This is a genomic window from Pseudomonas sp. SDO55104_S430, from assembly GCF_054070595.1.
Genome location: NZ_JBSVXG010000086.1, coordinates 1 through 24,824 on the forward strand (window position 1 = coordinate 1; position 24,824 = coordinate 24,824).

The 24,824-nt window shown below is 59.5% G+C and carries 20 protein-coding genes; 3 read left to right on the forward strand and 17 right to left on the reverse strand.

Translation table 11 applies throughout. The annotated features are described in order from the left end of the window. Nucleotides 1-75: 75 nt before the first annotated feature. From ACW9JE_RS16465 to rpsB, 17 genes are all read right to left on the reverse strand, one after another. Nucleotides 76-1,023 carry an acetyl-CoA carboxylase carboxyltransferase subunit alpha gene (locus ACW9JE_RS16465; RefSeq protein ID WP_457433328.1) on the reverse strand — a complete coding sequence of 316 codons (948 nt, stop codon included), beginning with the start codon at nucleotides 1,021-1,023 and terminating at the stop codon, nucleotides 76-78. A 139-nt stretch (nucleotides 1,024-1,162) separates the two neighbouring features. Then, the gene (gene dnaE, locus ACW9JE_RS16470; RefSeq protein WP_224533390.1) at nucleotides 1,163-4,684 is read right to left on the reverse strand and encodes a DNA polymerase III subunit alpha; all 3,522 of its coding nucleotides are present in this window, start codon (nucleotides 4,682-4,684) and stop codon (nucleotides 1,163-1,165) included. A gap of 74 nt (nucleotides 4,685-4,758) precedes the next feature. After that, the gene (gene rnhB, locus ACW9JE_RS16475; protein WP_224533439.1) at nucleotides 4,759-5,385 is read right to left on the reverse strand and encodes a ribonuclease HII; all 627 of its coding nucleotides are present in this window, start codon (nucleotides 5,383-5,385) and stop codon (nucleotides 4,759-4,761) included. Nucleotides 5,386-5,396: 11 nt separating this feature from the next. Continuing rightward, on the reverse strand, nucleotides 5,397-6,527 hold the full coding sequence (gene lpxB / locus ACW9JE_RS16480; RefSeq protein WP_457433329.1) for a lipid-A-disaccharide synthase: 1,131 nt from the start codon (nucleotides 6,525-6,527) through the stop codon (nucleotides 5,397-5,399). A gap of 2 nt (nucleotides 6,528-6,529) precedes the next feature. Beyond that, on the reverse strand, nucleotides 6,530-7,306 hold the full coding sequence (gene lpxA, locus ACW9JE_RS16485) for an acyl-ACP--UDP-N-acetylglucosamine O-acyltransferase (protein ID WP_175375060.1): 777 nt from the start codon (nucleotides 7,304-7,306) through the stop codon (nucleotides 6,530-6,532). Further along, nucleotides 7,303-7,743 (reverse strand): 3-hydroxyacyl-ACP dehydratase FabZ, encoded by a 441-nt coding sequence (gene fabZ / locus ACW9JE_RS16490; protein WP_224533388.1) that lies wholly within the window; start codon nucleotides 7,741-7,743, stop codon nucleotides 7,303-7,305. The genes lpxA and fabZ overlap by 4 nt, the downstream gene beginning before the upstream one ends. Nucleotides 7,744-7,851: 108 nt before the next feature. Beyond that, complete coding sequence (lpxD, locus tag ACW9JE_RS16495) at nucleotides 7,852-8,907, reverse strand: UDP-3-O-(3-hydroxymyristoyl)glucosamine N-acyltransferase (protein ID WP_457433330.1); 1,056 nt, start codon at nucleotides 8,905-8,907, stop codon at nucleotides 7,852-7,854. 3 nt (nucleotides 8,908-8,910) lie between these two features. Further along, on the reverse strand, nucleotides 8,911-9,414 hold the full coding sequence (locus tag ACW9JE_RS16500; RefSeq protein WP_008000031.1) for an OmpH family outer membrane protein: 504 nt from the start codon (nucleotides 9,412-9,414) through the stop codon (nucleotides 8,911-8,913). 45 nt (nucleotides 9,415-9,459) lie between these two features. Further along, nucleotides 9,460-11,835, reverse strand: a complete 2,376-nt coding sequence (gene bamA / locus ACW9JE_RS16505) for an outer membrane protein assembly factor BamA (RefSeq protein ID WP_224533386.1) — start codon at nucleotides 11,833-11,835, stop codon at nucleotides 9,460-9,462. A 72-nt stretch (nucleotides 11,836-11,907) separates the two neighbouring features. Continuing rightward, nucleotides 11,908-13,260 carry a sigma E protease regulator RseP gene (gene rseP, locus ACW9JE_RS16510; RefSeq protein ID WP_457433331.1) on the reverse strand — a complete coding sequence of 451 codons (1,353 nt, stop codon included), beginning with the start codon at nucleotides 13,258-13,260 and terminating at the stop codon, nucleotides 11,908-11,910. A 53-nt stretch (nucleotides 13,261-13,313) separates the two neighbouring features. Continuing rightward, on the reverse strand, nucleotides 13,314-14,504 hold the full coding sequence (gene ispC / locus ACW9JE_RS16515; protein ID WP_457433332.1) for a 1-deoxy-D-xylulose-5-phosphate reductoisomerase: 1,191 nt from the start codon (nucleotides 14,502-14,504) through the stop codon (nucleotides 13,314-13,316). Then, the gene (locus tag ACW9JE_RS16520) at nucleotides 14,501-15,307 is read right to left on the reverse strand and encodes a phosphatidate cytidylyltransferase (protein WP_175375065.1); all 807 of its coding nucleotides are present in this window, start codon (nucleotides 15,305-15,307) and stop codon (nucleotides 14,501-14,503) included. The genes ispC and ACW9JE_RS16520 overlap by 4 nt, the downstream gene beginning before the upstream one ends. Further along, the gene (gene uppS / locus ACW9JE_RS16525) at nucleotides 15,307-16,062 is read right to left on the reverse strand and encodes a polyprenyl diphosphate synthase (protein WP_175375066.1); all 756 of its coding nucleotides are present in this window, start codon (nucleotides 16,060-16,062) and stop codon (nucleotides 15,307-15,309) included. The genes ACW9JE_RS16520 and uppS overlap by 1 nt, the downstream gene beginning before the upstream one ends. Before the next feature lie 13 nt (nucleotides 16,063-16,075). Then, nucleotides 16,076-16,633 (reverse strand): ribosome recycling factor, encoded by a 558-nt coding sequence (frr, locus tag ACW9JE_RS16530; protein ID WP_008000041.1) that lies wholly within the window; start codon nucleotides 16,631-16,633, stop codon nucleotides 16,076-16,078. Next, complete coding sequence (gene pyrH / locus ACW9JE_RS16535) at nucleotides 16,630-17,373, reverse strand: UMP kinase (RefSeq protein ID WP_224533382.1); 744 nt, start codon at nucleotides 17,371-17,373, stop codon at nucleotides 16,630-16,632. The genes frr and pyrH overlap by 4 nt, the downstream gene beginning before the upstream one ends. Nucleotides 17,374-17,586: 213 nt before the next feature. Beyond that, complete coding sequence (gene tsf / locus ACW9JE_RS16540) at nucleotides 17,587-18,450, reverse strand: translation elongation factor Ts (RefSeq protein ID WP_224533381.1); 864 nt, start codon at nucleotides 18,448-18,450, stop codon at nucleotides 17,587-17,589. Between the two features lie 188 nt (nucleotides 18,451-18,638). Continuing rightward, nucleotides 18,639-19,376, reverse strand: coding sequence for a 30S ribosomal protein S2 (gene rpsB, locus ACW9JE_RS16545; protein ID WP_224533380.1), 738 nt, complete (start codon nucleotides 19,374-19,376; stop codon nucleotides 18,639-18,641). 317 nt (nucleotides 19,377-19,693) lie between these two features. On the opposite strand from rpsB, the gene map reads away from it, so the two are divergent. From map to dapC, 3 genes are all read left to right on the forward strand, one after another. Then, nucleotides 19,694-20,533 carry a type I methionyl aminopeptidase gene (gene map, locus ACW9JE_RS16550; RefSeq protein ID WP_224533438.1) on the forward strand — a complete coding sequence of 280 codons (840 nt, stop codon included), beginning with the start codon at nucleotides 19,694-19,696 and terminating at the stop codon, nucleotides 20,531-20,533. Nucleotides 20,534-20,572: 39 nt separating this feature from the next. Next, nucleotides 20,573-23,275: a [protein-PII] uridylyltransferase gene (locus ACW9JE_RS16555; RefSeq protein ID WP_224533379.1), complete on the forward strand. Its 2,703-nt coding sequence runs from the start codon at nucleotides 20,573-20,575 to the stop codon at nucleotides 23,273-23,275. A gap of 193 nt (nucleotides 23,276-23,468) precedes the next feature. Then, nucleotides 23,469-24,668 (forward strand): succinyldiaminopimelate transaminase, encoded by a 1,200-nt coding sequence (dapC, locus tag ACW9JE_RS16560; protein ID WP_457433333.1) that lies wholly within the window; start codon nucleotides 23,469-23,471, stop codon nucleotides 24,666-24,668. The last annotated feature ends 156 nt before the right edge of the window (nucleotides 24,669-24,824 follow it).

Consider the following 24,824-nt stretch of genomic DNA (forward strand, 5'->3'; position numbering starts at 1 on the left):
CATTCAACATTGATGTCGACTGATACACCGCTTTCGCGAGCAAGCCCGCTCCCACATGGATGAAGCGAGGTCTGCTTACAGACCGTAGCTCATCAGACGCTCATACCGACGATCCAGCAGCGCCTTGTGATCGAGCTTCTTGAGCATCGCCAGTTGCGAGCTCAGTTCGGCACGGATCGAGGCTGCCGCAGTGGCCGGATCACGGTGCGCACCACCCAGAGGCTCGTTGATCACCTTGTCCACGATGCCCAGGCCTTTGAGGCGCTCGGCGGTGATGCCCATGGCTTCGGCGGCATCCGGTGCTTTTTCCGCGGTTTTCCACAGAATCGAGGCGCAACCTTCCGGCGAAATCACCGAGTAGGTCGAGTACTGCAGCATGTTCAACTGATCGCAGACACCGATCGCCAGTGCACCGCCGGAACCACCCTCACCAATAACGGTGGCGATGATCGGGGTTTTCAGGCGAGCCATGACGCGCAGGTTCCAGGCGATCGCTTCGCTCTGGTTGCGCTCTTCGGCGTCGATGCCCGGATAAGCGCCCGGGGTGTCGATGAAGGTCAGGATCGGCATCTTGAAGCGTTCGGCCATTTCCATCAGGCGGCAAGCCTTGCGGTAGCCTTCCGGACGCGGCATGCCGAAGTTGCGGCGAACCTTTTCGCGCACTTCGCGGCCTTTCTGGTGACCGATCACCATCACTGGCTGGTCTTCCAGACGGGCGATACCGCCTACGATGGCGGCGTCGTCGGAGAAGTGACGGTCGCCGTGCAACTCATCGAACTCGGTGAAGATGTGATCGATGTAGTCCAGGGTGTACGGGCGCTTGGGGTGGCGCGCCAGACGTGCGATCTGCCAGCTGGTCAGCTTGCCGAAGATGTCTTCGGTCAAGGTTTTGCTCTTGTCCTGCAGGCGGGAGATCTCATCGCCGATATTCAGCGAATTGTCATTACCGACCAAGCGCAACTCTTCGATCTTGGCTTGCAGGTCGGCGATCGGCTGTTCGAAATCCAGGAAATTCGGGTTCATAGGCGTCCGTCTTGGGTCGACGTCCAAGAGAGCTTGGGCCGGCCGGTTGTCTATTCGCGCCCTACCTTAAGGGAGAGGCGCGTTCAGGTCGAGATTAAAAATTCAGGTCACGCTCAGGGCAAACTGGTAGCACTGACCGTTAACGGTATTGGAGGAAGACGTTGTCTCGCCCGAACTGGTCACGCAGGGCTTGAATCAACGCATCCGCCGGATCGATTCGCCAGCCCTCGCCGAACTGCAACAAGGCCTTCGCATCGGGGCTGGTGTATTCCATGGTGATCGGGCACGCACCGCGGTGACGCTTGAACAGATCGCCCAACCAGCGTAGCTGATCACCCTTGAGGTCCTGGGTCTGAACCTTCAGACGCAGGCTTTCGGCCAGGTTGGTGCGCGCATCTTCCATGCTCATCACCCGCTTGACCCGCAACCGCAGGCCGCCGGAGAAGTCGTCGTTGCTGACTTCACCTTCGACCACCACCATCGCATCGGTCTGCAACAGCGCCTGGGCCGAGTGGAACGCATCGGCAAACAGCGACGCCTCGATACGCCCGGAGCGGTCATCCAGGGTGATGAACCCCATCTTGTCGCCCTTTTTGTTCTTCATTACCCGCAAGGCGATGATCATGCCCGCGACAGTCTGGGTATCACGGGCAGGTTTCAGATCGATGATGCGCTGGCGCGCGAAACGGCGGATTTCACCTTCGTATTCGTCGATCGGGTGACCGGTCAGGTACAGCCCCAGGGTGTCTTTTTCACCCTTGAGCCGCTCCTTGAGGGTCAGCTCCCGGGCCTTGCGATGATTGGCGTAGACGTCGGAATCTTCTTCGACGAACAGGCCGCCAAACAGGTCGGCGTGACCACTGTCATGGGTCCTGGCAGTTTGCTCGGCCGCCTTGATGGCCTCTTCCAACGCCGTCAGCAGCACCGCGCGGTTAAGGTCGATATTGGCCTGATAGGCTTTCACTTCGTCATGGAAGTAAGGACCGAGACGATCCAGCGCACCGCTACGAATCAAACCGTCAAGCGTTCGCTTGTTCACACGTTTGAGGTCGACACGGGCGCAGAAGTCGAACAGATCCTTGAACGGACCGTCCTGGCGCGCCTCGGTGATTGCTTCGACCGGACCTTCGCCAACCCCCTTGATCGCACCCAGGCCGTAAATGATCCGGCCCTCGTCATTCACGGTGAATTTGAACTCCGACGCGTTCACATCCGGCGCATCGAGGCGCAGCTTCATGCTGCGCACTTCCTCGATCAGGGTCACGACCTTGTCGGTGTTGTGCATATCCGCCGACAACACCGCCGCCATGAACGGCGCCGGGTGGTGGGTCTTGAGCCACGCCGTCTGGTACGACACCAAGCCATAGGCGGCGGAGTGGGATTTGTTGAAGCCGTAACCTGCGAACTTCTCTACCAGGTCGAAGATGTTACCGGCCAGATCCGCATCGATATTGTTGGTGGCGCAACCCTCAATGAAACCGCCGCGCTGCTTGGCCATTTCCTCGGGCTTTTTCTTACCCATCGCACGACGCAGCATGTCCGCGCCGCCGAGGGTGTAGCCGGCCATGACCTGGGCGATCTGCATCACCTGTTCCTGATACAGGATGATGCCGTAGGTCGGTGCCAATACCGGCTTGAGGCCTTCGTACTGATAGTCCGAGTGCGGATACGCCAGCTCGGCGCGACCGTGCTTGCGGTTGATGAAGTCGTCCACCATGCCCGATTGCAGAGGGCCTGGACGGAACAGGGCCACCAGTGCGATGAGGTCTTCCAGGCAGTCGGGCTTGAGCTTCTTGATCAGCTCCTTCATGCCGCGCGATTCAAGCTGGAACACCGCCGTGGTTTCGGCTTTCTGCAGCAGATCGTAGGTTTTCTTGTCGTCGAGCGGGATGAAGTCGATGTTCAGATCATCCAGGCCTTGCTTGGCCTGCTCGCGGTTGATGGTCTCCATCGCCCACTTGATGATGGTCAGGGTCCGCAGACCCAGGAAGTCGAACTTCACCAGACCCGCGGCCTCGACGTCGTCCTTGTCGAACTGGGTCACCAGGCCGCCGCCCTCTTCATCACAGGCGATCGGCGAGAAGTCGGTGAGCTTGGTCGGGGCGATAACCACACCACCGGCGTGCTTACCAGTACCGCGGCAGACGCCCTCGAGCTTGAGCGCCATGTCCCAGATTTCCTTGGCGTCCTCGTCGACCTTGAGGAAATCGCGCAGGATCTCTTCCTGCTCGTAGGCTTTTTCCAGCGTCATGCCGACTTCGAAAGGAATCATCTTCGACAGACGATCGGCCAGGCCGTAGGACTTGCCCTGCACCCGCGCCACGTCGCGCACCACCGCTTTTGCGGCCATGGTGCCGAAGGTGATGATCTGGCTTACCGCGTTGCGGCCATAGGCGTCGGCCACGTACTCGATCACCCGGTCGCGACCGTCCATGCAGAAGTCGACGTCGAAGTCGGGCATGGAAACCCGTTCCGGGTTGAGGAAACGTTCGAACAGCAGGTCATAGGCCAGCGGGTCGAGGTCGGTAATCTTCAGTACGTAGGCCACCAGGGAACCGGCACCCGACCCCCGGCCAGGGCCGACCGGCACGCCGTTGTTCTTGGCCCACTTGATGAAGTCCATAACGATCAGGAAGTAACCGGGAAATCCCATCTGGATGATGATATCCAGCTCGAACTTCAGACGATCGAGATAAACCTGACGCTTCTCTTCGTAATTCGGGGTCGTGTCTTTGGGCCACAACACCGCCAGACGCTCTTCCAGGCCTTCGTGGGAAACGTGGCGCAGGTAATCGTCGATGCCCATGCCGTTGGGCGTAGGAAAGTCCGGCAGGAAGTGCGTGCCCAGCTTCACTTCGATGTTGCAGCGTTTGGCGATCTCGACGGTGTTTTCCAGCGCATCGGGGATGTCGCTGAACAGCTCGGCCATTTCCTCGGCACTTTTGAGGTATTGCTGATCGCTGTAATTCTTCGAACGCCGCGGATCGTCGAGAGCCCGGCCTTCGCCGATGCAGACGCGGGTTTCGTGGGCGTCGAAATCGCTCTGCTTGATAAAGCGCACATCGTTGGTGGCGACCAGCGGCGCACCGAGCTTGTCAGCCAGGGCCACGGCGCCGTGCAGTTGCTCTTCATCGTTGACGCGGTTGGTACGCTGGATTTCCAGATAGAAGCGGTCGGCAAACACCGCCATCCACTCGCGCGCCAGGGTTTCGGCTTCGCCCGGGTTGCCGGCCAGCATCGCCATGCCGATCTCACCCTCTTTCGCCGCCGACAGCATGATCAAGCCTTCGTTGGCTTCAGCGACCCACTCACGCTCGACGATCACCAGGCCATTGCGTTGGCCTTCAATGAAGCCACGGGAGATCAGCTCGGTCAGATTGCGATAACCCAGAGGATTCATCACCAGCAGGCTGATCTTGCTCAGCGGCGCATCCGGGTCCTTGTTCGACAGCCACAGGTCGGCGCCGCAGATCGGCTTGATCCCGGCACCCATGGCGTTTTTATAGAATTTGACCAGGGAACACATGTTGTTCTGGTCGGTAACCGCAACGGCAGGCATGTTCATGCCGACCAGGGTCTTGACCAGCGGTTTGATCCGCACCAGACCGTCAACCAGGGAAAATTCAGTGTGCAGGCGCAGGTGAACGAATGAAGCCGGCATAGTGATCCTGTAAGTCATGAAAACAACAAGGCCCGGATTGTACCGGGCCTTGGTAGAAAAAATCAGCCTCGCGACTAGCGCTCGATGGCAATTTCCAACGCTTCATACGCCATCCGCACCGGGGCGAACGAGCGGCGGTGAATCGGCGTAGGTCCCAGGCGAGCCAGCGCTTCCAGATGAACGGGTGTCGGGTAGCCCTTGTGCCCGCCAATGCCGTAACCCGGGTAAATCAGCTCGAAAGCCGCCATTTCCCGGTCACGGCTGACCTTTGCCAGAATCGATGCCGCTGCGATGGCCGGCACCTTGGCATCGCCCTGCACCACGGCTTCGGCGCGCATCGGCAACTTCGGGCAACGATTGCCGTCAATCATCGCCAGTTTTGGCTGGATATGCAGGCCAGCCACTGCGCGCTGCATGGCCAGCATGGTGGCATGAAGAATGTTCAGCTCGTCGATCTCATCGACTTCCGCGCGGGCAATGCACCAGCTCAGGGCCTTTTCGCAAATTTCGTCGTAGAGCTTTTCGCGACGGGCTTCGGTGAGCTTCTTCGAGTCGTTCAGGCCGAGAATCGGACGGTTCGGATCGAGAATCACGGCAGCCGTGACGACTGCGCCGCAGAGCGGGCCGCGACCGACTTCATCGACACCGGCGACCAGCTCTTCAACTTCGGCGACCAGGGTGAAATCCAGCCCCATCTGCATGTTTGTTTTACTCATTGTTTCGGGCCGATCAGATTCAGTACCGCATCCGCTGCCTGATTGGAGGCATCGAGGCGCAGGGTACGGTGGATTTCGTCGAAGCCGCGGGTCTGCTCCTGACCGTCTTCGATCAGCGGCGACAAGGTCTGCGCCAAAGCGTCGACCGTCGCGTCATCCTGCAGCAATTCGGGCACCAGCAGGCGCTGGGCCAGCAGGTTCGGCAAGGACACGTAAGGGCTCTTCACCATGCGCTTGAGAATCCAGAACGTCAGCGGCGCCAGGCGATAGGCGACCACCATCGGGCGCTTGTACAGCAAGGCTTCCAGCGTTGCGGTTCCGGACGCGATCAGCACCGCGTCGCAGGCCGCCAGGGCCAGATGGGATTTGCCATCGAGCAGGGTCAGCGGCAGATCGCGACCGGCAAGCAGCTCTTCCAGCTGCGCACGACGCTCGGGGCTGGCGCACGGCATGACGAAACGCACGCCCGGACGCATGGCCCGCAGGCGCTGCGCGGTATCGAGAAACAGCGCGCCAAGGCGACCGACTTCACCGCCACGACTGCCCGGCATCAACGCCACCAGCGGCCCGTCGGGCAGACCCAGCTCAGCTCGCGCAGCGGCGCGATCGGCTTCCAGCGGAATGGCATCGGCCAGGGAGTGCCCGACAAACCGCACCGGCACGCCCTTCTCTTCGTAGAATCTGGCTTCGAACGGGAACAGCGTCAGCATCAGGTCGCAGCCCTCGCGAATCTTCAGCACACGCTTCTGCCGCCAGGCCCAGACCGACGGGCTGACGTAGTGCACGGTCTTGATTCCGGCCTGACGCAGCTTGAGTTCGATGTTGAGGTTGAAGTCCGGGGCATCGATACCGATGAACACATCCGGCTTCGCCTCGATCAGGTCGGCCACCAGTTTCTTGCGGCGGGCCAGTAATTCGCGCAGGCGGCCCAGCACTTCCACCAGGCCCATCACCGACAGGCGCTCCATCGGGAAGTAGGACTGCATGCCCTCTGCCTGCATCAGCGGGCCGCCGACACCGATGAATTCAATTTCAGGATGACGGGCCTTGAGCGCGCGCATGAGTCCGGCGCCGAGAATGTCGCCGGAAGCCTCACCCGCCACCAGCGCGATACGCAGATTGGCCATGATCAGCGGGTGATGCCGCGGGACGACGACTGGATGGAATCGCGGAATACCGCCACTTCCGGGAACTGGTTCGATGGCTCGACCAGCTCGGCGAGCGCCTGTTCAACGGTCAGCCCCTGACGATAAACGACCTTGTAGGCGCGACGCAGCGCGTGAATGGCGTCTTCGCTGAAACCACGGCGGCGCATGCCTTCGAAGTTCATGCTGCGGGCTTCTGCCGGGTTGCCGAACACAGTCACGTAGGCAGGGACGTCCTTGCCGATGGCGGTTCCCATGCCGGAAAAGCTGTGGGCGCCGATATGGCAATACTGGTGAACCAGGGTGAAACCGGACAGGATCGCCCAGTCATCCACATGCACATGGCCCGCCAGTGCGGTGTTGTTGACCAGGATGCAATGGTTGCCGATGACGCTGTCATGACCGATGTGTGCGTAGGCCATGATCAGGTTGTGATCGCCCAGGGTCGTTTCCGAACGGTCCTGGATGGTTCCGCGGTGAATGGTCACGCCTTCGCGAATGACGTTGTGGTCACCGATCACCAGGCGGGTTTCCTCGCCCTTGTACTTCAGGTCCGGCGTGTCCTCGCCTACCGAGGAGAACTGGTAGATGCGGTTGTGCTTACCGATGCGGGTCGGGCCCTTGAGAATCACGTGTGGCCCGATGACCGTCCCCTCGCCGATTTCCACACCTGCGCCGACGATCGACCACGGGCCGACCTCGACACCGTCAGCCAGTACGGCTGTCGGATCGATGATTGCGCGAGGGTCAATCAAACTCATAGTTTGCGTTCCGCACAGATGATCTCGGCGGAGCAGACCGGCTTGCCATCGACCGAGGCCTGGCACTCGAACTTCCAGATCTGGCGCTTGCAGCTGAGGAACTTGGCTTCAAGAATCAGCTGATCGCCCGGCAACACCGGCTGGCGGAAGCGCAGCTTGTCGGAACCAACGAAGTAGTAGAGGGTGCCATCGGCCGGCTTCACATCCAGCATTTTGAACCCAAGAATCCCGGCGGCCTGAGCCATCGCCTCGATGATCAGTACGCCCGGCATGATTGGATGCGCGGGGAAGTGACCATTGAAGAACGGCTCATTGATGCTGACATTCTTGTAGGCGCGAATGCGCTTCTCTTCCACATCCAGATCCACGACCCGATCCACCAGCAGGAACGGGTAACGGTGAGGCAGGTATTCGCGAATCTCGTTGATGTCCATCATTTCGGGGGGAAGCCTATGTAAAGATTGGGAGCGCGCGACTGACGCACACTCCTCTAGCAAATCAAGGACGCAGTCTAGCGGCTGCGCACACATGATATGGAAATGGTATCAGCCTTCTGATGAAGCATTACCGTCAGGGGTCACTTCCCCTGCCTGCTTTTCCAGTTGTCGCAAACGTCGCGCGATGTCATCGAGCTGACGGATACGTGCCGCGCTTTTGCGCCACTCGGCTGCCGGCTGCATCGCCGTACCGGAAGAATAGGCACCCGGCTCGGTGATCGAGTGGGTCACCATGGTCATCCCGGTGATGAATACGTTGTCGCAAATATCGATATGTCCCACCAGGCCGACACCGCCGGCAAGCATGCAGTGCTTGCCGATTTTGGTGCTGCCGGAGATACCCACGCAGGCCGCCATGGCCGTGTGATCACCGATCTGAACGTTGTGGGCGATCTGGATCTGGTTATCGAGCTTCACGCCGTTGCCGATGATGGTATCAGCCAGCGCGCCGCGGTCGATGGCGGTATTCACGCCAATCTCCACGTCATCACCGACCAGGACGCCACCAATCTGCGCAATCTTCTGCCAGATACCTTTTTCGTTGGCGAATCCGAAACCTTCCCCACCCAATACGGCACCGGACTGAATGACCACCCGCTTGCCGACGCGTACGTCGTGATACAGGGTCACCCGTGGAGCGAGCCAGCCGCCTTCACCGATGGTGCTGCGTGCGCCGATGAAGCAATGCGCGCCGATGGTGGCACCCGCTGCGATCTGCGCCCCGCTTTCGATAACGACAAAAGCGCCGATGCTCGCTGCCGGATCGACCACGGCATCCGCCGCAATCACCGCTGTGGGGTGAATGCCAGCAGCCGCCTTGGGCTTGGGATCGAACAGATGGGATACCCGGGCGTAGGCCGCGTATGGATCAGGTACGACCAGCGCATTACCGGCAAAACCTTCGGCGTCGGCGGCCTTGAGCAACAAGGCTGCGGCCTGGCTGCCTGCCAGATACTTTCGGTATTGGGGATTTGCGAGAAAGCTCAACTGAGCTGGGCCAGCCTCCTGCAAGGTGGCTAGCCCAGTGATTGCCTTCTCGGGGTCGCCACGCAGGGTGGCGCCGAGGAACTCGGCCAATTGGCCGAGTTTAATGGTCGCTGTCATGGATTACTTCAGCTGATTCATGCGCTCGATAACCTGGCGCGTGATGTCGTACTGAGGTTTGACATCAATCACTGCGCCACGCTCGAAGACCAGGTCATAAGCACCTTTCTTGATGACTTCTTCAACAGCGCTGTCCAGTTTCGGCTTGAGCTGCTTGAGCATTTCGCGGTCGGCAACGGCTTTGGCTTCGTTCAGTTCCTTGGACTGGAACTGGAAGTCACGGGCCTTTTGCTTGAACTCGAGCTCCAGACGCTCACGCTCGCCTTGCTGCATCTTGTCGCCGCCGGCCATCAGGCGGTCCTGAATACCCTTGGCGCTGCTTTCCAGAGTCTTGAGCTTGGTCAGTTGAGGACCGAACTTTTTCTCTGCATCCACGGCGTATTTCTTGGCCGCATCGGATTCCAGCAGGGCCATCTGATAGTTCAGAACGGCGATTTTCATATCGGCGAACGCCGGACCTGCTACCAGTACGGAAGCCAGGAGAACCAATTGAGTCAACTTACGCACGATGCACTCCTACAAAATCCATTGTCGTTATCTTGGGTCAGACGCTTAGAACGTCTGACCGAGGGAGAATTGGAACACTTGAGTTTCAGCGTCATCCGGTTTCTTGACCGGCATGGCCAACGCGAAACTCAGAGGACCCAGTGCGGTGACCCAGGTCACACCCACACCGACGGAACTGGCCATGTTGCTCAGGCTGATGTCGTTGCACTTGGTGTTGGACTTCGTGCCGTCAGCGTTGGTGGTATCCGAGCAGGACGAGTCGAACACGTTACCCACATCCCAGAATACCGAAGTACGCAGGGAACGCTGATCCTTGACGAACGGCAGCGGGAACAGAACTTCAACACCACCCTGGATCAGGACGTTACCACCGAACGGCAGCGGATCCTGGTCCGGGTCGAACTGGGTGCCAGGGTTCTTGCCGGTACTTGGCGTACTGCGAGGACCCAGGGTGCTGTCCTTGAAGCCACGAACCGAGTTGAAACCACCCGCGAAATAGTTTTCGTAGAATGGCAGGCCGTCGGTCGAACCGTAACCATCACCATAGCCCAACTCTGTGTGCAGGCGCATGGTGTAGTTTTCGCTCAGAGGCTGGAACAACTGGCCACGGTAGTCGAGCTTGAAGAACGACAGGTCGCTGCCCGGGGTCGTGGTTTCCAGCACCAGGCTCTGGGAATGACCACGGGTTGCCAGCACGCCCTTGTTCAGGGTGGACTCGGACCAGCCGGCCGACGCCTTGAAGTTCAGGTACTGATCGCCTTCCTTGTTAACGAAGTCGAAGATCTCGTCAACGGTGTAGATACCGGTGTTGATCTTGTCCTGCTGTGCAGTCAGGCCGAAGGTCAGACGCGAAGTCTCGCTGATCGGATAACCGACGCTCACGCCCGCACCCAGGCTGTCTACGGCATAGCTTGCTACGTCGACGTCGAGGTCTTTGTAGTCGGTGGTGCGGTAGAAGGCGTTGTAACCCAGGCTCACGCCATCAGCGGTCCAGTAGGGGTCTACATAACCGAAGTTGTAGCGGCTCTGGTATTCGCTTCGGGTCAAACCGATGCTGACCTTGTTACCGGTACCGAGGAAGTTGTTCTGGGTGATCGAACCACCGAGGATCAGACCGGCGCTCTGGGCAAAACCGACGCTGGCGGTGATCGAACCGGAGGCCTGCTCTTCCACGCTGTAGTTCACGTCAACCTGGTCGTCGACACCTGGTACGGCCGGGGTTTCAACGTTCACTTCCTTGAAGAAGCCCAGACGCTCCAGACGGGTCTTGGACTGGTCAATCAGGTAGGTCGAAGCCCAGCCGCCTTCCATCTGACGCATTTCACGACGCAGCACTTCGTCTTCGGACTTGGTGTTGCCACGGAAGTTGATGCGGTTGACGTAGGCACGCTTGCCCGGATCGACAGCGAAGGTGATGTCTACGGTGTGATCGTCATCGTGAGGCTGCGGCACGCCGTTGACGTTGGCGAAGGTGTAACCCTCGTTACCCAGACGACGGGTGATCAGTTCGGAGGTGGTGGTCATCAGCTTGCGCGAGAACACCTGGCCTTTCTGTACCAGCAGCAGGGACTTGACCTGGTCTTCCGGCACTTTCAGGTCACCGCTCAGCTTGACGTCACGTACGGTGTACTTGTCGCCTTCGTTGATGTTGACGGTGATGTAGACGTGTTTCTTGTCCGGGGTGATGGACACCTGGGTCGAAGCGATATCCATGTTGATATAGCCACGGTCCAGGTAGTAGGAACGCAGACGCTCCAGGTCACCGGAGAGTTTTTCACGAGCATACTTGTCGTCGTTCTTGAAGAACGAGAGCCAGTTGGTCGTCTTGAGTTCGAACAGGTCGATGAGGTCTTCATCAGGGAAGACGGTGTTGCCCACCACGTTGATGTGCTGGATAGCGGCAACGGTGCCTTCGTTGATGTTGACCTTCAGGCCAACGCGGTTGCGCGGCTGAGGCACCACTTCGGTGTCGACGGTTGCGGAGTAACGGCCCTGGGCAACGTACTGACGCTGCAGCTCGTTACGAACACCTTCGAGGGTGGCGCGCTGGAAGATCTCGCCTTCGGCCAGACCGGATTGCTTGAGGCCTTTCATCAGGTCTTCAGTGGAGATCGCCTTGTTGCCTTCGATCTCGATACTGGCAACCGACGGGCGCTCGACTACCGTAATGACAAGAACGTTGCCATCACGACCCAGCTGGATATCTTGAAAGAAACCGGTTTTGAACAATGCACGAGTGGCTTCCACCAGGCGATGATCATCCGCCTGTTCACCGACGTTGAGCGGCAAAGCACCAAAGACGCTACCCGCGGAGACCCGCTGGAGGCCATTGACGCGAATATCAGAGATAGTGAAGGACTCGGCGTGAACTTCGGCGATCATCAATACGGTGAGAACCGCAGTTAGCAGCAGACGTTTCATGAAGTCCTTTCTTATTCCAACTGGCAATAAACAAACTGCCGCAAAATGCGGCAGATTCGCAATTCAGCGACGTTACAGACGGCCTAGATCATTGACCAGAGCGAGAAGCATCACTCCAACCACCAAACTGATACCGATCTGTATCCCCCAACCTTGCACCCGATCCGACAAGGGACGACCACGCGCCCACTCAATCAGATAAAACAACAAATGCCCCCCATCCAGCACAGGAATGGGCAGCAAATTCAGAACCCCCAGGCTAATACTCAGATAAGCAAGGAAATTCAGGAAATCAGCGACACCCGACTGGGCCGAAGCGCCCGCCACTTTAGCAATGGTTATCGGTCCACTCAAGTTTTTTACCGAGAGCTCGCCGAACAACATTTTCTTCAATGAATCGAGAGTCAGCAGGCTCATGGTCCAGGTACGTTGAGCCCCCTCGCCAATCGCAGCCAAAGGACCGTAACTGACCTCGCGAACCATTTCCGGCGGCCAATCCACCGCTTTCACCCCTGCCCCCAGGTAACCGCTCGGTGCCTTTTTCTCGCCGCGCGAAGCGAGCATCACAGGGACGTCGATTTGAGCAGCGTCGCGTTCGATACGCAGCAGAATTTTTGTATCAGGGCGCATACGGACGGTATCGACCACCTGTTGCCAGTCATCCAGCGCTTTGCCATCAAGGGCCAGCAGGCGATCGCCCGTCTTCAACCCGGCAGCCGCCGCGGGACCTTTCGGATCAAGCTCGGCCAGGACCGGCGGTAATGCCGGACGCCAAGGACGAATACCCAGCGAACGAATCGGATCCGGCTCGTCAGCACCCTTGAGCCATTTGTCCAGTGCCAGCTCACGCGGTGAATCGACCGTAGACCCCTGCTCACGCACCGACACCTGCAAGGTACCGCTTTCACCGAGGCGACGGACCAGCTGCAGATTCACCGCAGACCAGCCGGTGGTTGGCTCACCATCAATCGAAACGATTTCCTGACCCGCGCTCAACCCGGCCTTGGCGGCAATACTTCCGGATTCCACAGCACCGATGACAGGACGCACCTGCTGACTGCCGAGCATGGCCAGCACCCAGAAGAAGACGAGAGCCAGGAGGAAGTTGGCAATCGGTCCGGCCGCCACGATGGCGATGCGCTGACGAACCGATTTGCGATTGAAGGATTGTTCGACCTGATCCGCCGGAACTTCGCCCTCACGCTCATCAAGCATCTTCACATAGCCGCCCAGCGGAATGGCCGCCACTACGAACTCGGTGCCCTGCTTGTCGTGCCAGCGCAACAGCGGCATGCCGAAGCCCACGGAGAAACGCAGCACTTTGACCCCACAGCGACGCGCGACCCAGAAATGGCCGAACTCGTGGAAGGTAACCAGCACACCCAGTGCAACCAGGGTGCCGACAATCATATAGAGTGCGCTCATCTACTTTCTCCGCATTCCAGTCAGGTGCCGCAAGGGCCAACACATTGCAGCACTTACCGCTCGTGACGACTCAACCATTGCCCGGCCAGCTCACGGGCCTTGGCATCGGCGGTGAACACCGCGTCGAGATCGTCTACAGCCACTACAGGCTCAAGATTCAATACTTCTTCGATGATACTCGCGATTTCCGGGTAACGAACCCGTCCGTCGAGAAACGCAGCAACAGCGACTTCATTTGCCGCGTTGAGCATCGCCGGGGCACTGTTGCCCGCCTCGGCTGCCTGTCGCGCAAGGCGCAAGCAAGGGAAACGTTCTTCATCCGGCGCCTCGAAGTCCAGACGGGCGATGGCAAACAGGTCCAGCGGCGGCACACCCGAATCGATTCGTTCAGGCCACGCCAAGGCATTGGCAATCGGCGTACGCATGTCCGGGTTGCCCAGCTGGGCCAATACCGAGCCATCGACGTAGTCGACCAGGGAATGAATCACGCTTTGCGGATGAATTACCACTTCAACCTGGGACGGCTTGGCATCAAACAGCCAGCAAGCCTCGATCAACTCCAGGCCTTTGTTCATCATGCTGGCCGAGTCGACCGAAATCTTGCGACCCATGGACCAGGTAGGATGGGCACAGGCCTGGTCAGGCGAGACATGCGCCAGCTCCGCCAATGGCGTTTGCCGGAACGGACCACCGGAAGCCGTCAGCAAAATCCGGCGCACCCCGACCGCACCCAGACCACGACCGAAATCCTGTGGCATGCACTGGAAAATCGCGTTGTGCTCGCTGTCGATCGGCAGCAATACCGAGCCGCTCTTGCGCACGGCCTGCATGAACAAGGTGCCGGACATGACCAGCGCCTCTTTGTTGGCCAAGAGGATTTTCTTGCCCGCCTCGACGGCCGCCAGCGTCGGACGCAAGCCCGCCGCGCCAACGATGGCAGCCATGACTGCATCGACCTCAGGGTCGGCAGCCACCTGGCACAGCCCTTCTTCACCTACCAGTACACGGGTGGGCAAGCCGGCGGCGCGCAAATCATCCTGCAAACCACGAGCGGCGGCGACTTCAGGCACCACGGCGAACCGCGGTACGTGCCGTACGCACAGCGCCAGCAGTTCACTCAAGCGGGAAAAACCGCTCAGGGCGAAGACTTGATAACGATCGGGATGACGCGCGATGACATCGAGGGTACTCAGACCGATCGAACCGGTCGCCCCCAGAACGGTAATCTGCTGAGGACGGCTCACGGTGCGGCCATCCACAACAGTACGGCAAACACGGGAATTGCCGCAGTCAGGCTGTCGATCCGGTCCAGCACGCCTCCGTGGCCGGGCAGCAGATTACTGCTGTCCTTGATCCCGGACTGACGCTTGAACATGCTTTCGGTCAGATCACCGACCACCGAGACGAACACGATCAGCGCAGCGCCAATCAGACCCTTGAACAGTTCAGCAACAGTCCAGTCCCGGAAAAACCCGACGAGCACGGTGATGACCAGACTCAGTGCCAGACCACCGTAAACGCCTTCCCAGCTTTTGCCTGGGCTGACCTGCGGCGCCAGCTTGCGCTTGCCGAAAGCCCGACCGGAAAAATAGGCGCCGATGTCGGCACCCCAGACCAGCACCATCACCGCCATGATCAGCCAGTTGCCCAGAGGCTGCTGCTTGATCTGCACCAGACCTTGCCAGGCCGGCAACAGGATCAGCAAACCGATGACCAGCTTGCAGGCCGCACTGGACCAATGTTCGCTGGAGCGCGGATAGGTCAGCACCAGGTACGTCGCCACGGCCCACCAGAGTACCGAGGCGCCGAGCACCCACGGCGCGAGCCCGGGCATGATGTACATGATGAACAGCAACAACGCGACCACCGCGGCAAAACCGACGCGGAAGGATTGTGCAGTGAACCCTGCCAGACGCGCCCACTCCCAGGCACCGAGGGTCACGACCAGCCCGATGAACATGGCGAAGCCGGAGCCTTCGAGCAGGAAAAACCCGCCCAGGGCGATCGGCAACAGGATCAGCGCGGTGATGATTCGTTGTTTAAGCATTAAACCCGGGCTCCAGCCTCGACCTGCTCGCTCGTTTTACCGAAGCGACGCTGGCGGGATGCGAAATCGGCCAGTGCGTTACGCATGGCGTCGTGTTTGAAGTCCGGCCAGAACAGGTCGGAGAAGTACAACTCGGCATAAGCCAGTTGCCACAGCAGGAAGTTACTGATGCGGTGCTCGCCACCGGTGCGGATGCACAGGTCCGGCAACGGCAGATCACCGGTTGCCAAGCAGGTCTGCAGCAGGTCCGGAGTAATGTCTTCCGGACGCAGATGCCCGGCCTGGACTTCACGGGCCAGCCGCTGGGCGGCCTGAGCGATATCCCACTGACCGCCGTAGTTGGCGGCGATCTGCAGGACGAAACGATTGGCACCGGCAGTCATGGCCTCGGCTTCACGCATGGCAGCCTGAAGCTCGGGATGAAAGCGCGAACGATCGCCAATGATGCGCAGACTGATGTTGTTCTCATTCAGCCGCTTGGCCTCACGACGCAATGCCTTGAAGAACAGATCCATCAAGGCACTGACCTCATCGGCCGGGCGCTGCCAGTTCTCACTGGAGAACGCGAACAGGGTCAAGACCTCGACCCCGGACTCGGCACACACCTCGATGACCGCACGAACAGCGTCCACACCCGCTTTATGCCCGGCTACACCCGGCATAAAGCGTTTTTTCGCCCAGCGATTATTGCCATCCATGATGATCGCGACATGGCGCGGCACCGCGGACGGCGCAATCTGCTTGCTCTTGTCCATTAACACGTGACCCTTATACGGCCATCAGGTCTTTTTCTTTCTGCGCCAGATCGGCGTCGATTTTGGCCACGAACTTTTTGGTCAAATCATCGATTTCGCCCGTTGCGCGGCGCTCTTCGTCTTCACTGATTTCCTTTTCCTTGACCAGGTCCTTCAGCTGGCTGTTGGCGTCGCGGCGGATGTTGCGCACGGCAACACGAGCGTCTTCAGCCACATCACGAGCCTGCTTGGTGAAGCCCTTGCGGGTTTCTTCGGTCAGGGCCGGCATGGAGATCAGCAGCAACTCGCCCAGGTTGGTCGGGTTCAGGTTCAGACCGGCACTGCCGATGGCCTTGTCGACCGCGCCCAGCATGTTGCGCTCGAACGCAACGACTTGCAGTGTACGGGCGTCTTTAACGGTGATGTTCGCCACCTGTTTGATCGGGGTGTCGGAACCGTAGTACGGCACCATCACGCCTTCCAGAATGCTTGGGTGCGCCTGGCCGGTACGAATGCGACCGAAGTTGTGCGCCAGCGATTCCACCGACTTCTGCATGCGCTCTTGAGCGTCTTTCTTGATTTCGTTGATCATTGTTGAACTTCCTCGATCAGGGTGCCTTCAGCGCCGCCATGTACGATGTTCAGCAGGGCGCCTGGTTTGTTCATGTTAAATACGCGCAGCGGCATTTTGTGGTCGCGGCACAGGCAAATGGCCGTCAGATCCATCACACCCAGCTTGCGATCCAGTACTTCATCGTAGGTCAGATGATCGAACTTCTCGGCATGCGGGTCTTTGAACGGGTCGGCAGTGTAGACGCCATCGACCTTGGTTGCCTTGAGCACGACATCGGCGTCGATTTCGATGGCACGCAGGCAGGCAGCCGAATCGGTGGTGAAGAACGGGTTGCCGGTACCCGCCGCGAAAATCACGACTTCCTTGGAGTTCAGGTGACGCATGGCCTTGCGACGATCATAGTGATCGGTCACGCCAACCATGGAAATGGCCGACATCACGATCGCGGAGATATTGGCACGTTCCAGCGCATCACGCATGGCCAGGCCGTTCATCACAGTGGCCAGCATGCCCATGTGGTCACCGGTGACACGGTCCATGCCGGCCGCGCTCAGCGCCGCACCGCGGAACAGGTTGCCACCACCGATAACCAGACCGACCTGAACGCCGATGCCAACCAGTTGACCGACTTCCAGCGCCATGCGATCCAGAACTTTCGGATCGATCCCGAACTCTTCCGAGCCCATCAGGGCCTCGCCGCTAAGTTTGAGTAGAATGCGTTTATAGCGAGCCTGATAGCCACTGCCCTGCTGAGCCATTGCGAATCTCTCCTGCGGCGTATATTAAAAAATTCTTTGCGAGCTGTTTTCAGCCAGCGTTCACTCTAGCGTGGCGCTGCTTCAGCGCCATCGGAACATGGCTTTGTAAGCCAGTTCCAAACGGAAACCAAATAAAAAATTGGTGCCCCATCTGAAAAGAGGCTGCGCGCGTGAGCGGGCAGCCTCTTCAGGGCGACAGTTTAAAAAACCGTCTTATTGCTTGGCAGCAGCCAGTTGAGCAGCAACTTCTTCAGCGAAGTTGTCAACTGGCTTCTCGATGCCTTCGCCAACCTTGAAGTAGGTGAAGGAAACGATTTCAGCGCCGGCTTTCTTGGCCAGAGCACCAACGGTCAGCTCTGGGTTCATCACGAAAGCCTGCTCAACAAGGCTGGCTTCGGCCAGGAACTTGGTGATACGACCAGCGATCATCTTCTCGACGATTTCAGCTGGCTTGCCTTTCATCTTGTCTTCGTTCAGCTGCAGGAATACAGCTTTCTCGCGCTCGATGGCTTCTGGCGAAACCTGCGATGGCAGCAGGAACTCAGGGTTGCTTGCAGCCACGTGCATGGCGATTTCTTTGGCCAGCTGGACGTCGCCGCCCTTCAGGACAACAGCAACACCGATCTTGTTACCATGCAGATAGGTACCAACCACGTCACCTTCAACGCGAACCAGGCGACGGATGTTGACGTTTTCGCCAACTTTGGCAACCAGGGCTTCACGAGCCGATTCCTGAGCGGCGATCAGCGGAGCTGCGTCGGTCAGTTTTTCAGCGAAAGCTTTTTCAACGCTGGCGTTGACGAAGTTTTTGAAGTCGTCTTGCAGAGCCAGGAAGTCGGTCTGCGAGTTCACTTCCAGCAGCACGGCTGCCTTGTCGTCGGCCTTTATGGCGATAGCGCCTTCAGCGGCAACGTTGCCAGCCTTTTTAGCAGCCTTGATGGCGCCCGAAGCACGCATGTCATCAATTGCTTTTTCGATGTCGCCGCCGGCCTTTTCCAAGGCCTTTTTGCAATCCATCATGCCTTCGCCGGTACGCTCGCGCAGTTCTTTGACCAGCGCCGCAGTAATTGCTGCCATTTCAAATTCCTCTTGGATAGGTTTTCAACCATTCCACCCGATCGAACGGGCGTTCAATTCTTCCCGAAAGACCTTGTTAGCTGCCGCACGTTACAAATAAGGCAGTGGGCACCGACAAACGGTTTTCAAGGTGGCAAAAAGGGGGCCAAGCCCCCTTTTTGCTTACTGAGTCAACGCCAGGGCGTCAATTACTCAGCTGCAGCTGCCGGAGCTTCTTCAACGAAAACTTCGGTGCCGCCGGAAACGTTGTTGCGACCACGGATAACAGCGTCAGCCATCGAACCCATGTACAGCTCGATTGCGCGGATGGCGTCATCGTTACCTGGGATGATGTAGTCAACGCCTTCCGGGCTGCTGTTGGTATCGACTACGCCGATGACCGGGATACCCAGCTTGTTGGCTTCGGTGATCGCGATGCGCTCGTGGTCAACGTCGATAACGAACAGAGCGTCTGGCAGACCGCCCATGTCCTTGATACCACCGAGGGAACGATCCAGCTTTTCCAGGTCACGGGAGCGCATCAGCGCTTCTTTCTTGGTCAGCTTGGCGAAAGTACCGTCTTCGGCTTGCACTTCAAGGTCACGCAGACGCTTGATGGAAGCACGGATGGTTTTGAAGTTGGTCAGCATGCCGCCCAACCAGCGGTGATCGACGTACGGCGAGCCGCAACGTGCTGCTTGTTCAGCAACGATCTTGCCAGCGGAACGCTTGGTGCCGACGAACAGAATCTTGTTTTTGCCCTGGGCCAGACGCTCTACGAAAGTCAGAGCTTCGTTGAACATTGGCAGGGTTTTTTCAAGGTTGATGATGTGGATCTTGTTACGCGCGCCGAAAATGTACTTGCCCATTTTCGGGTTCCAGTAACGGGTCTGGTGACCGAAGTGCACACCGGCCTTCAGCATATCGCGCATGTTGACTTGGGACATGATAGTTCCTTAATAAGTCGGGTTTGGCCTCCACGTATCCCAATGACCAACCAGTCAGCATCAGCTGAAGGCACCCAGGTCATCGTGTCGACACGTGTGTGGATTTAAGCCTCTCGGGGGTATCCCCGGAAAGCGGCGCATTTTATATCACAGGGCCGAAAAAAACGGAACCCGGAATATGAAATCCAGCCGCACGCGGCGCTGAGCCCTTGGAATCCGCCGCGAATGCACCATTCTATAGAGAGAAGCGATGTACAGAGGCGCGGTTTTGCGCTGATCGTCTGTTAGAATCGCGTTTTTCAGGGCTGCGAAGTTCGATCGCGCAATGCCCGTCCAGTTCGAGAAGCGCCGTCGAGCGCAGAGAGAGAGCCTGTATGACCGTCACCCTCAAAACCCCCGAGGACATCGCCAAAATGCGCGTTGCCGGCAAACTCGCCGCCGACGTGCTGGAAATGATTGCCGAACATGTCAAACCGGGCGTGACCACCGATCAGCTGAACCAGATCTGCCACGACTATATCGTCAACGAGCAGAAAGCCATCCCTGCCCCGCTCAACTACAAGGGTTACCCGAAGTCGATCTGCACTTCGATCAACCATGTGGTCTGCCACGGCATCCCGAACGATAAACCGTTGAAGGATGGCGATACCCTGAACATCGACATCACCGTCATCAAGGACGGCTACCACGGCGACACCAGCCGCATGTTCCACGTCGGCACCGTGCCGGTCTGGGCCGAACGCCTGTCGCAAGTCACTCAGGAATGCATGTACAAGGCCATCGAGCTGGTCAAGCCCGGCTGCCGCCTGGGCGATATCGGCGAAGTGATCCAGAAGCACGCCGAGAAGAATGGTTTCTCGGTGGTTCGCGAGTTCTGCGGTCACGGTATCGGCAAGGTCTTCCACGAAGAGCCGCAAGTCCTGCACTACGGCCGCGCCGGTACCGGCATGGAACTTAAGGCCGGCATGACTTTCACCATCGAGCCGATGATCAACCAGGGCCGTGCCGACACCAAGGTATTGGGCGATGGCTGGACCGCGATCACCAAGGACCGCAAGCTGTCCGCCCAGTGGGAACACACCCTGCTGGTGACCGAAACCGGTTACGAGATCTTCACCCTGCGCAGCGACGACACCATTCCCCGCGTTTCTGCCTGACCCGGACCCACAGCCTTTTATAGACAGGAAAGCCAATCGATGCCGCAGGTGGACCCCGAACTCTTCGACCGCGGCCAGTTCCAGGCCGAGCTGGCCCTGAAGGCAAGCCCGATTTCGGCTTTCAAGAAGGCGATCCGTCAGGCACGGGAAGTGCTCGACACGCGCTTTCGCAACGGCCGCGACATTCGTCGGTTGATCGAGGATCGCGCTTGGTTCGTCGACAACATCCTGCAAAAGGCCTGGGACCAGTTCAACTGGAGCCAAGACGCCGACATCGCGCTGGTCGCGGTCGGCGGCTACGGCCGTGGCGAGCTGCACCCCTACTCCGACATCGATCTGCTGATCCTGCTGGACAGCGCCGACCACGAAGTTTTCCGCGATTCCATCGAGCGTTTTCTGACGCTGTTGTGGGACATCGGCCTGGAAGTCGGTCAGAGCGTTCGCTCCGTCGATGAATGCGCCATCGAGGCCCGTGCCGACCTGACGGTGATCACCAACCTGATGGAAAGCCGCACCATCGCCGGCCCCGAACACCTGCGCCAGCGCATGCTGGATGTCACCAGCACGGCGCACATGTGGCCGAGCAAGGAGTTCTTCCTCGCCAAGCACGCCGAACAGAAGGCCCGCCATCACAAGTATTTCGACACCGAATACAACCTGGAGCCCAACGTCAAAGGCTCACCCGGCGGCCTGCGGGATATCCAGACGATTCTCTGGGTAGCCCGTCGCGAGTACGGCACCCTGAATCTGCGGGCACTGGCCGGCGAAGGTTTCCTGGTCGAAAGTGAAAACGCCCTGCTCGCCTCGTCCCAGGAGTTCCTGTGGAAAGTGCGCTATGCCCTGCACATGCTGGCCGGGCGCTGTGAAGACCGCCTGCTGTTCGATCACCAGCGCACCATCGCCAAGCTGCTGGGGTTCGAAGGCGACGACGCCAAACAGGCCGTTGAAAACTTCATGCAGCAGTATTACCGAGTGGTCATGAGCATCGCCCAGCTCAGCGACCTGATCATCCAGCACTTCGAGGAAGTCATCCTCGCCCCGGAAGACGAGGCGCCCCCACAGCCGATCAACTCGCGATTCCAGCTACACGACGGCTATATCGAAGCGCGCAGCGACAACGTGTTCCGCCGCACGCCGTTTGCCATGCTGGAAATCTTCGTGCTGATGGCCCAGCAGCCGGAAATCAAAGGCGTACGCGCCGACACCATTCGCCTGCTGCGGGAAAATCGCCACCTGATCGACGACGATTTCCGCAATGACATCCGCAACACCAGCCTGTTCATCGAGCTGTTCAAGTGCAAGATCGGCATCCACCGCAACCTGCGCCGGATGAACCGTTACGGCATTCTCGGCCGCTACTTGCCAGAGTTCGGCTTCATCGTCGGACAGATGCAGCACGACCTGTTCCACATCTATACCGTCGATGCGCACACCCTGAACCTGATCAAACACCTGCGTAAGTTGCAGTACACCCAGGTGTCGGAAAAATTCCCGCTGGCCAGCAAGCTCATGGGCAAGCTGCCCAAGCCGGAATTGATCTATCTGGCCGGCTTGTACCACGACATCGGCAAGGGCCGGCATGGCGATCACTCTGAAATCGGTGCGGTGGACGCCGAAGCGTTCTGCCAGCGCCATCAGCTCCCGGTCTGGGACAGCCGTCTGATCGTCTGGCTGGTGCAGAACCATCTGGTGATGTCGACCACCGCCCAGCGCAAGGACTTGTCCGACCCGCAGGTGATCCACGACTTCGCCCAGATCGTCGGCGACGAAACTCACCTCGATTACCTGTACGTGCTGACCGTCTCCGATATCAACGCCACCAACCCGACGCTATGGAACTCCTGGCGCGCCAGCCTGCTGCGCCAGCTGTACACCGAAACCAAGCGCGCGCTGCGTCGCGGCCTGGAAAACCCCGTGGACCGCGAAGAGCAGATCCGCCAGACCCAGAGCGCGGCCCTGGATATCCTGGCCCGCGGCGGTACCGACCCGGACGATGTCGAGCAGTTGTGGTCGCAATTGGGCGATGACTATTTCCTGCGTCACACCGCCGGCGATGTCGCCTGGCACACCGATGCGATCCTGCAGCAGCCGGCCGACGGCGGGCCGCTGGTGCTGATCAAGGAAACCACTCAACGGGAGTTCGAGGGCGGCACGCAGATCTTCATCTATGCCCCGGACCAGCACGACTTCTTCGCCGTGACCGTGGCCGCGATGGACCAGCTCAACCTGAACATTCACGACGCGCGGGTCATCACCTCCAGCAGCCAGTTCACCCTCGACACCTACATCGTGCTCGATACCGACGGCGACTCGATCGGCGATAACCCGGCACGGGTCAAGCAGATCCGCGACGGCCTGACCGAAGCCCTGCGCAACCCGGACGACTACCCGACCATCATTCAGCGTCGAGTGCCGCGCCAGCTCAAGCATTTCGCCTTCGCGCCACAGGTGACGATCCACAACGATGCGCAGCGCCCGGTGACCATCCTGGAACTGACCGCCCCCGACCGCCCGGGCCTGCTGGCGCGGGTCGGGGGAATATTCCTGGAGTTCGACCTGTCACTGCAGAACGCCAAGATCGCCACCTTGGGCGAGCGCGTGGAAGACGTGTTCTTCATCACCGACGCCAACAACCAGCCGTTGTCCGACCCGCTGCTGTGCAGCCGCCTGCAGGATGCGATCGTCGAGCAACTGAGCGTCAATATGGAACCGGATATCAAACTGTCGCGCATCAGCATCTGACTTAACATTTCTCCCTGTGGGAACAGATCCCTGTGGCGAGGGGGCTTGCCCCCGCTGGGTCGCGAAGCGACCCCAAAACCAGGCAGCGCGGTGCATCAGATGCATCTCGCATGCTGGTTTCACGGCCGCTTCGCAGCCGAACGGGGGCAAGCCCCCTCGCCACAAAGACTGTCCCGCTTTAAATGAGGCCCCCATGAACAACGCTTTGTCCCAGCTGCAGCCCTACCCGTTCGAGAAACTCCGCGCCCTGCTCGGCAGCGTCACGCCCAATCCGGACAAGCGTCCGATCGCGCTGTCCATCGGCGAGCCGAAACACCGTTCGCCGACTTTCGTCGCCGAAGCCCTGGCCGGCAATCTGGAGAAGATGGCGGTGTACCCGACCACCCTCGGCATTCCGGAGCTGCGTGAGTCGATCGCTGCCTGGTGCGAGCGTCGTTTCAATGTTCCGAGCGGCTGGATCGACCCGGCGCGCAACGTGCTGCCGGTCAACGGCACCCGCGAAGCGCTGTTCGCGTTCACCCAGACCGTGGTTAACCGTGGTGACGACGCGCTGATCGTCAGCCCGAACCCGTTCTATCAGATCTACGAAGGCGCGGCGTTCCTCGCCGGCGCCCAGCCGCATTACCTGCCGTGCCTGGACGCCAACGGCTTCAACCCGGATTTCGATGCGGTTTCGCCGGACATCTGGAAACGCTGCCAGATCCTGTTCCTGTGCTCGCCGGGCAACCCGACCGGTGCACTGATCCCGGTGGAAACGCTGAAGAAGCTGATCGCACTGGCTGACGAACACGACTTCGTGATCGCCGCGGACGAGTGCTACAGCGAGCTGTATTTCGACGAACAAACCCCGCCGCCGGGCCTGCTCAGCGCCTGCGCGGAACTGGGTCGCAAGGACTTCAAGCGCTGCGTGGTGTTCCACAGCCTGTCCAAGCGCTCCAACCTGCCGGGCCTGCGTTCGGGCTTTGTCGCCGGTGACGCGGACATCCTCAAGGGTTTCCTGCTCTATCGCACCTACCACGGCTGCGCGATGCCGGTTCAGACGCAACTGGCCAGCGTCGCCGCCTGGAACGACGAAGTGCATGTACGCGCCAACCGTACGCTGTATCGCGAGAAGTTCGATGCGGTACTGGAAATCCTCAGCCCGGTGCTGGACGTGCAGCGCCCGGACGGCAGCTTCTACCTGTGGCCGAACGTGGCCGGTGACGACGCCGCCTTCTGCCGCGACCTGTTCGAACAGGAGCATGTGACCGTGGTGCCGGGCTCCTACCTGTCCCGGGATGTCGACGGCGTGAACCCAGGGGCCGGGCGTGTGCGCATGGCGCTGGTTGCGCCGTTGGCGGAGTGTGTGGAAGCAGCGGAGCGCATCCGCGATTTCATCCAGCGCCGTAAGTAACCCCGCTTCCCCTGTAGGAGCGAGCAAGCTCGCGATGGTCGCCAACGATAACGCTGGCGGCCTGACACCCCGCGGTGTTCTGTCGTTCATCGCGAGCGTGCTCGCTCCTACATCTATGGTTACCCCCTTTTCTGCAATACTGTTTTTGATGTTGTG

Excerpts from the sequence above, each read along its gene's own strand:
- rpsB (WP_224533380.1), bottom strand. The coding sequence starts at position 19,376 with ATGTCCCAAGTCAACATGCGCGATATGCTGAAGGCCGGTGTGCACTTC.
- dapC (WP_457433333.1), top strand. The coding sequence starts at position 23,469 with ATGAACAACGCTTTGTCCCAGCTGCAGCCCTACCCGTTCGAGAAACTC.
- ACW9JE_RS16520 (WP_175375065.1), bottom strand. The coding sequence starts at position 15,307 with ATGCTTAAACAACGAATCATCACCGCGCTGATCCTGTTGCCGATCGCC.
- lpxA (WP_175375060.1), bottom strand. The coding sequence starts at position 7,306 with ATGAGTTTGATTGACCCTCGCGCAATCATCGATCCGACAGCCGTACTG.
- tsf (WP_224533381.1), bottom strand. The coding sequence starts at position 18,450 with ATGGCAGCAATTACTGCGGCGCTGGTCAAAGAACTGCGCGAGCGTACC.
- lpxB (WP_457433329.1), bottom strand. The coding sequence starts at position 6,527 with ATGGCCAATCTGCGTATCGCGCTGGTGGCGGGTGAGGCTTCCGGCGAC.
- uppS (WP_175375066.1), bottom strand. The coding sequence starts at position 16,062 with ATGGACAAGAGCAAGCAGATTGCGCCGTCCGCGGTGCCGCGCCATGTC.
- fabZ (WP_224533388.1), bottom strand. The coding sequence starts at position 7,743 with ATGATGGACATCAACGAGATTCGCGAATACCTGCCTCACCGTTACCCG.
- lpxD (WP_457433330.1), bottom strand. The coding sequence starts at position 8,907 with ATGACAGCGACCATTAAACTCGGCCAATTGGCCGAGTTCCTCGGCGCC.
- frr (WP_008000041.1), bottom strand. The coding sequence starts at position 16,633 with ATGATCAACGAAATCAAGAAAGACGCTCAAGAGCGCATGCAGAAGTCG.
- ACW9JE_RS16465 (WP_457433328.1), bottom strand. The coding sequence starts at position 1,023 with ATGAACCCGAATTTCCTGGATTTCGAACAGCCGATCGCCGACCTGCAA.
- rnhB (WP_224533439.1), bottom strand. The coding sequence starts at position 5,385 with ATGCAGATGGGGCTGGATTTCACCCTGGTCGCCGAAGTTGAAGAGCTG.
- rseP (WP_457433331.1), bottom strand. The coding sequence starts at position 13,260 with ATGAGCGCACTCTATATGATTGTCGGCACCCTGGTTGCACTGGGTGTG.
- bamA (WP_224533386.1), bottom strand. The coding sequence starts at position 11,835 with ATGAAACGTCTGCTGCTAACTGCGGTTCTCACCGTATTGATGATCGCC.
- ACW9JE_RS16555 (WP_224533379.1), top strand. The coding sequence starts at position 20,573 with ATGCCGCAGGTGGACCCCGAACTCTTCGACCGCGGCCAGTTCCAGGCC.
- pyrH (WP_224533382.1), bottom strand. The coding sequence starts at position 17,373 with ATGGCTCAGCAGGGCAGTGGCTATCAGGCTCGCTATAAACGCATTCTA.
- dnaE (WP_224533390.1), bottom strand. The coding sequence starts at position 4,684 with ATGCCGGCTTCATTCGTTCACCTGCGCCTGCACACTGAATTTTCCCTG.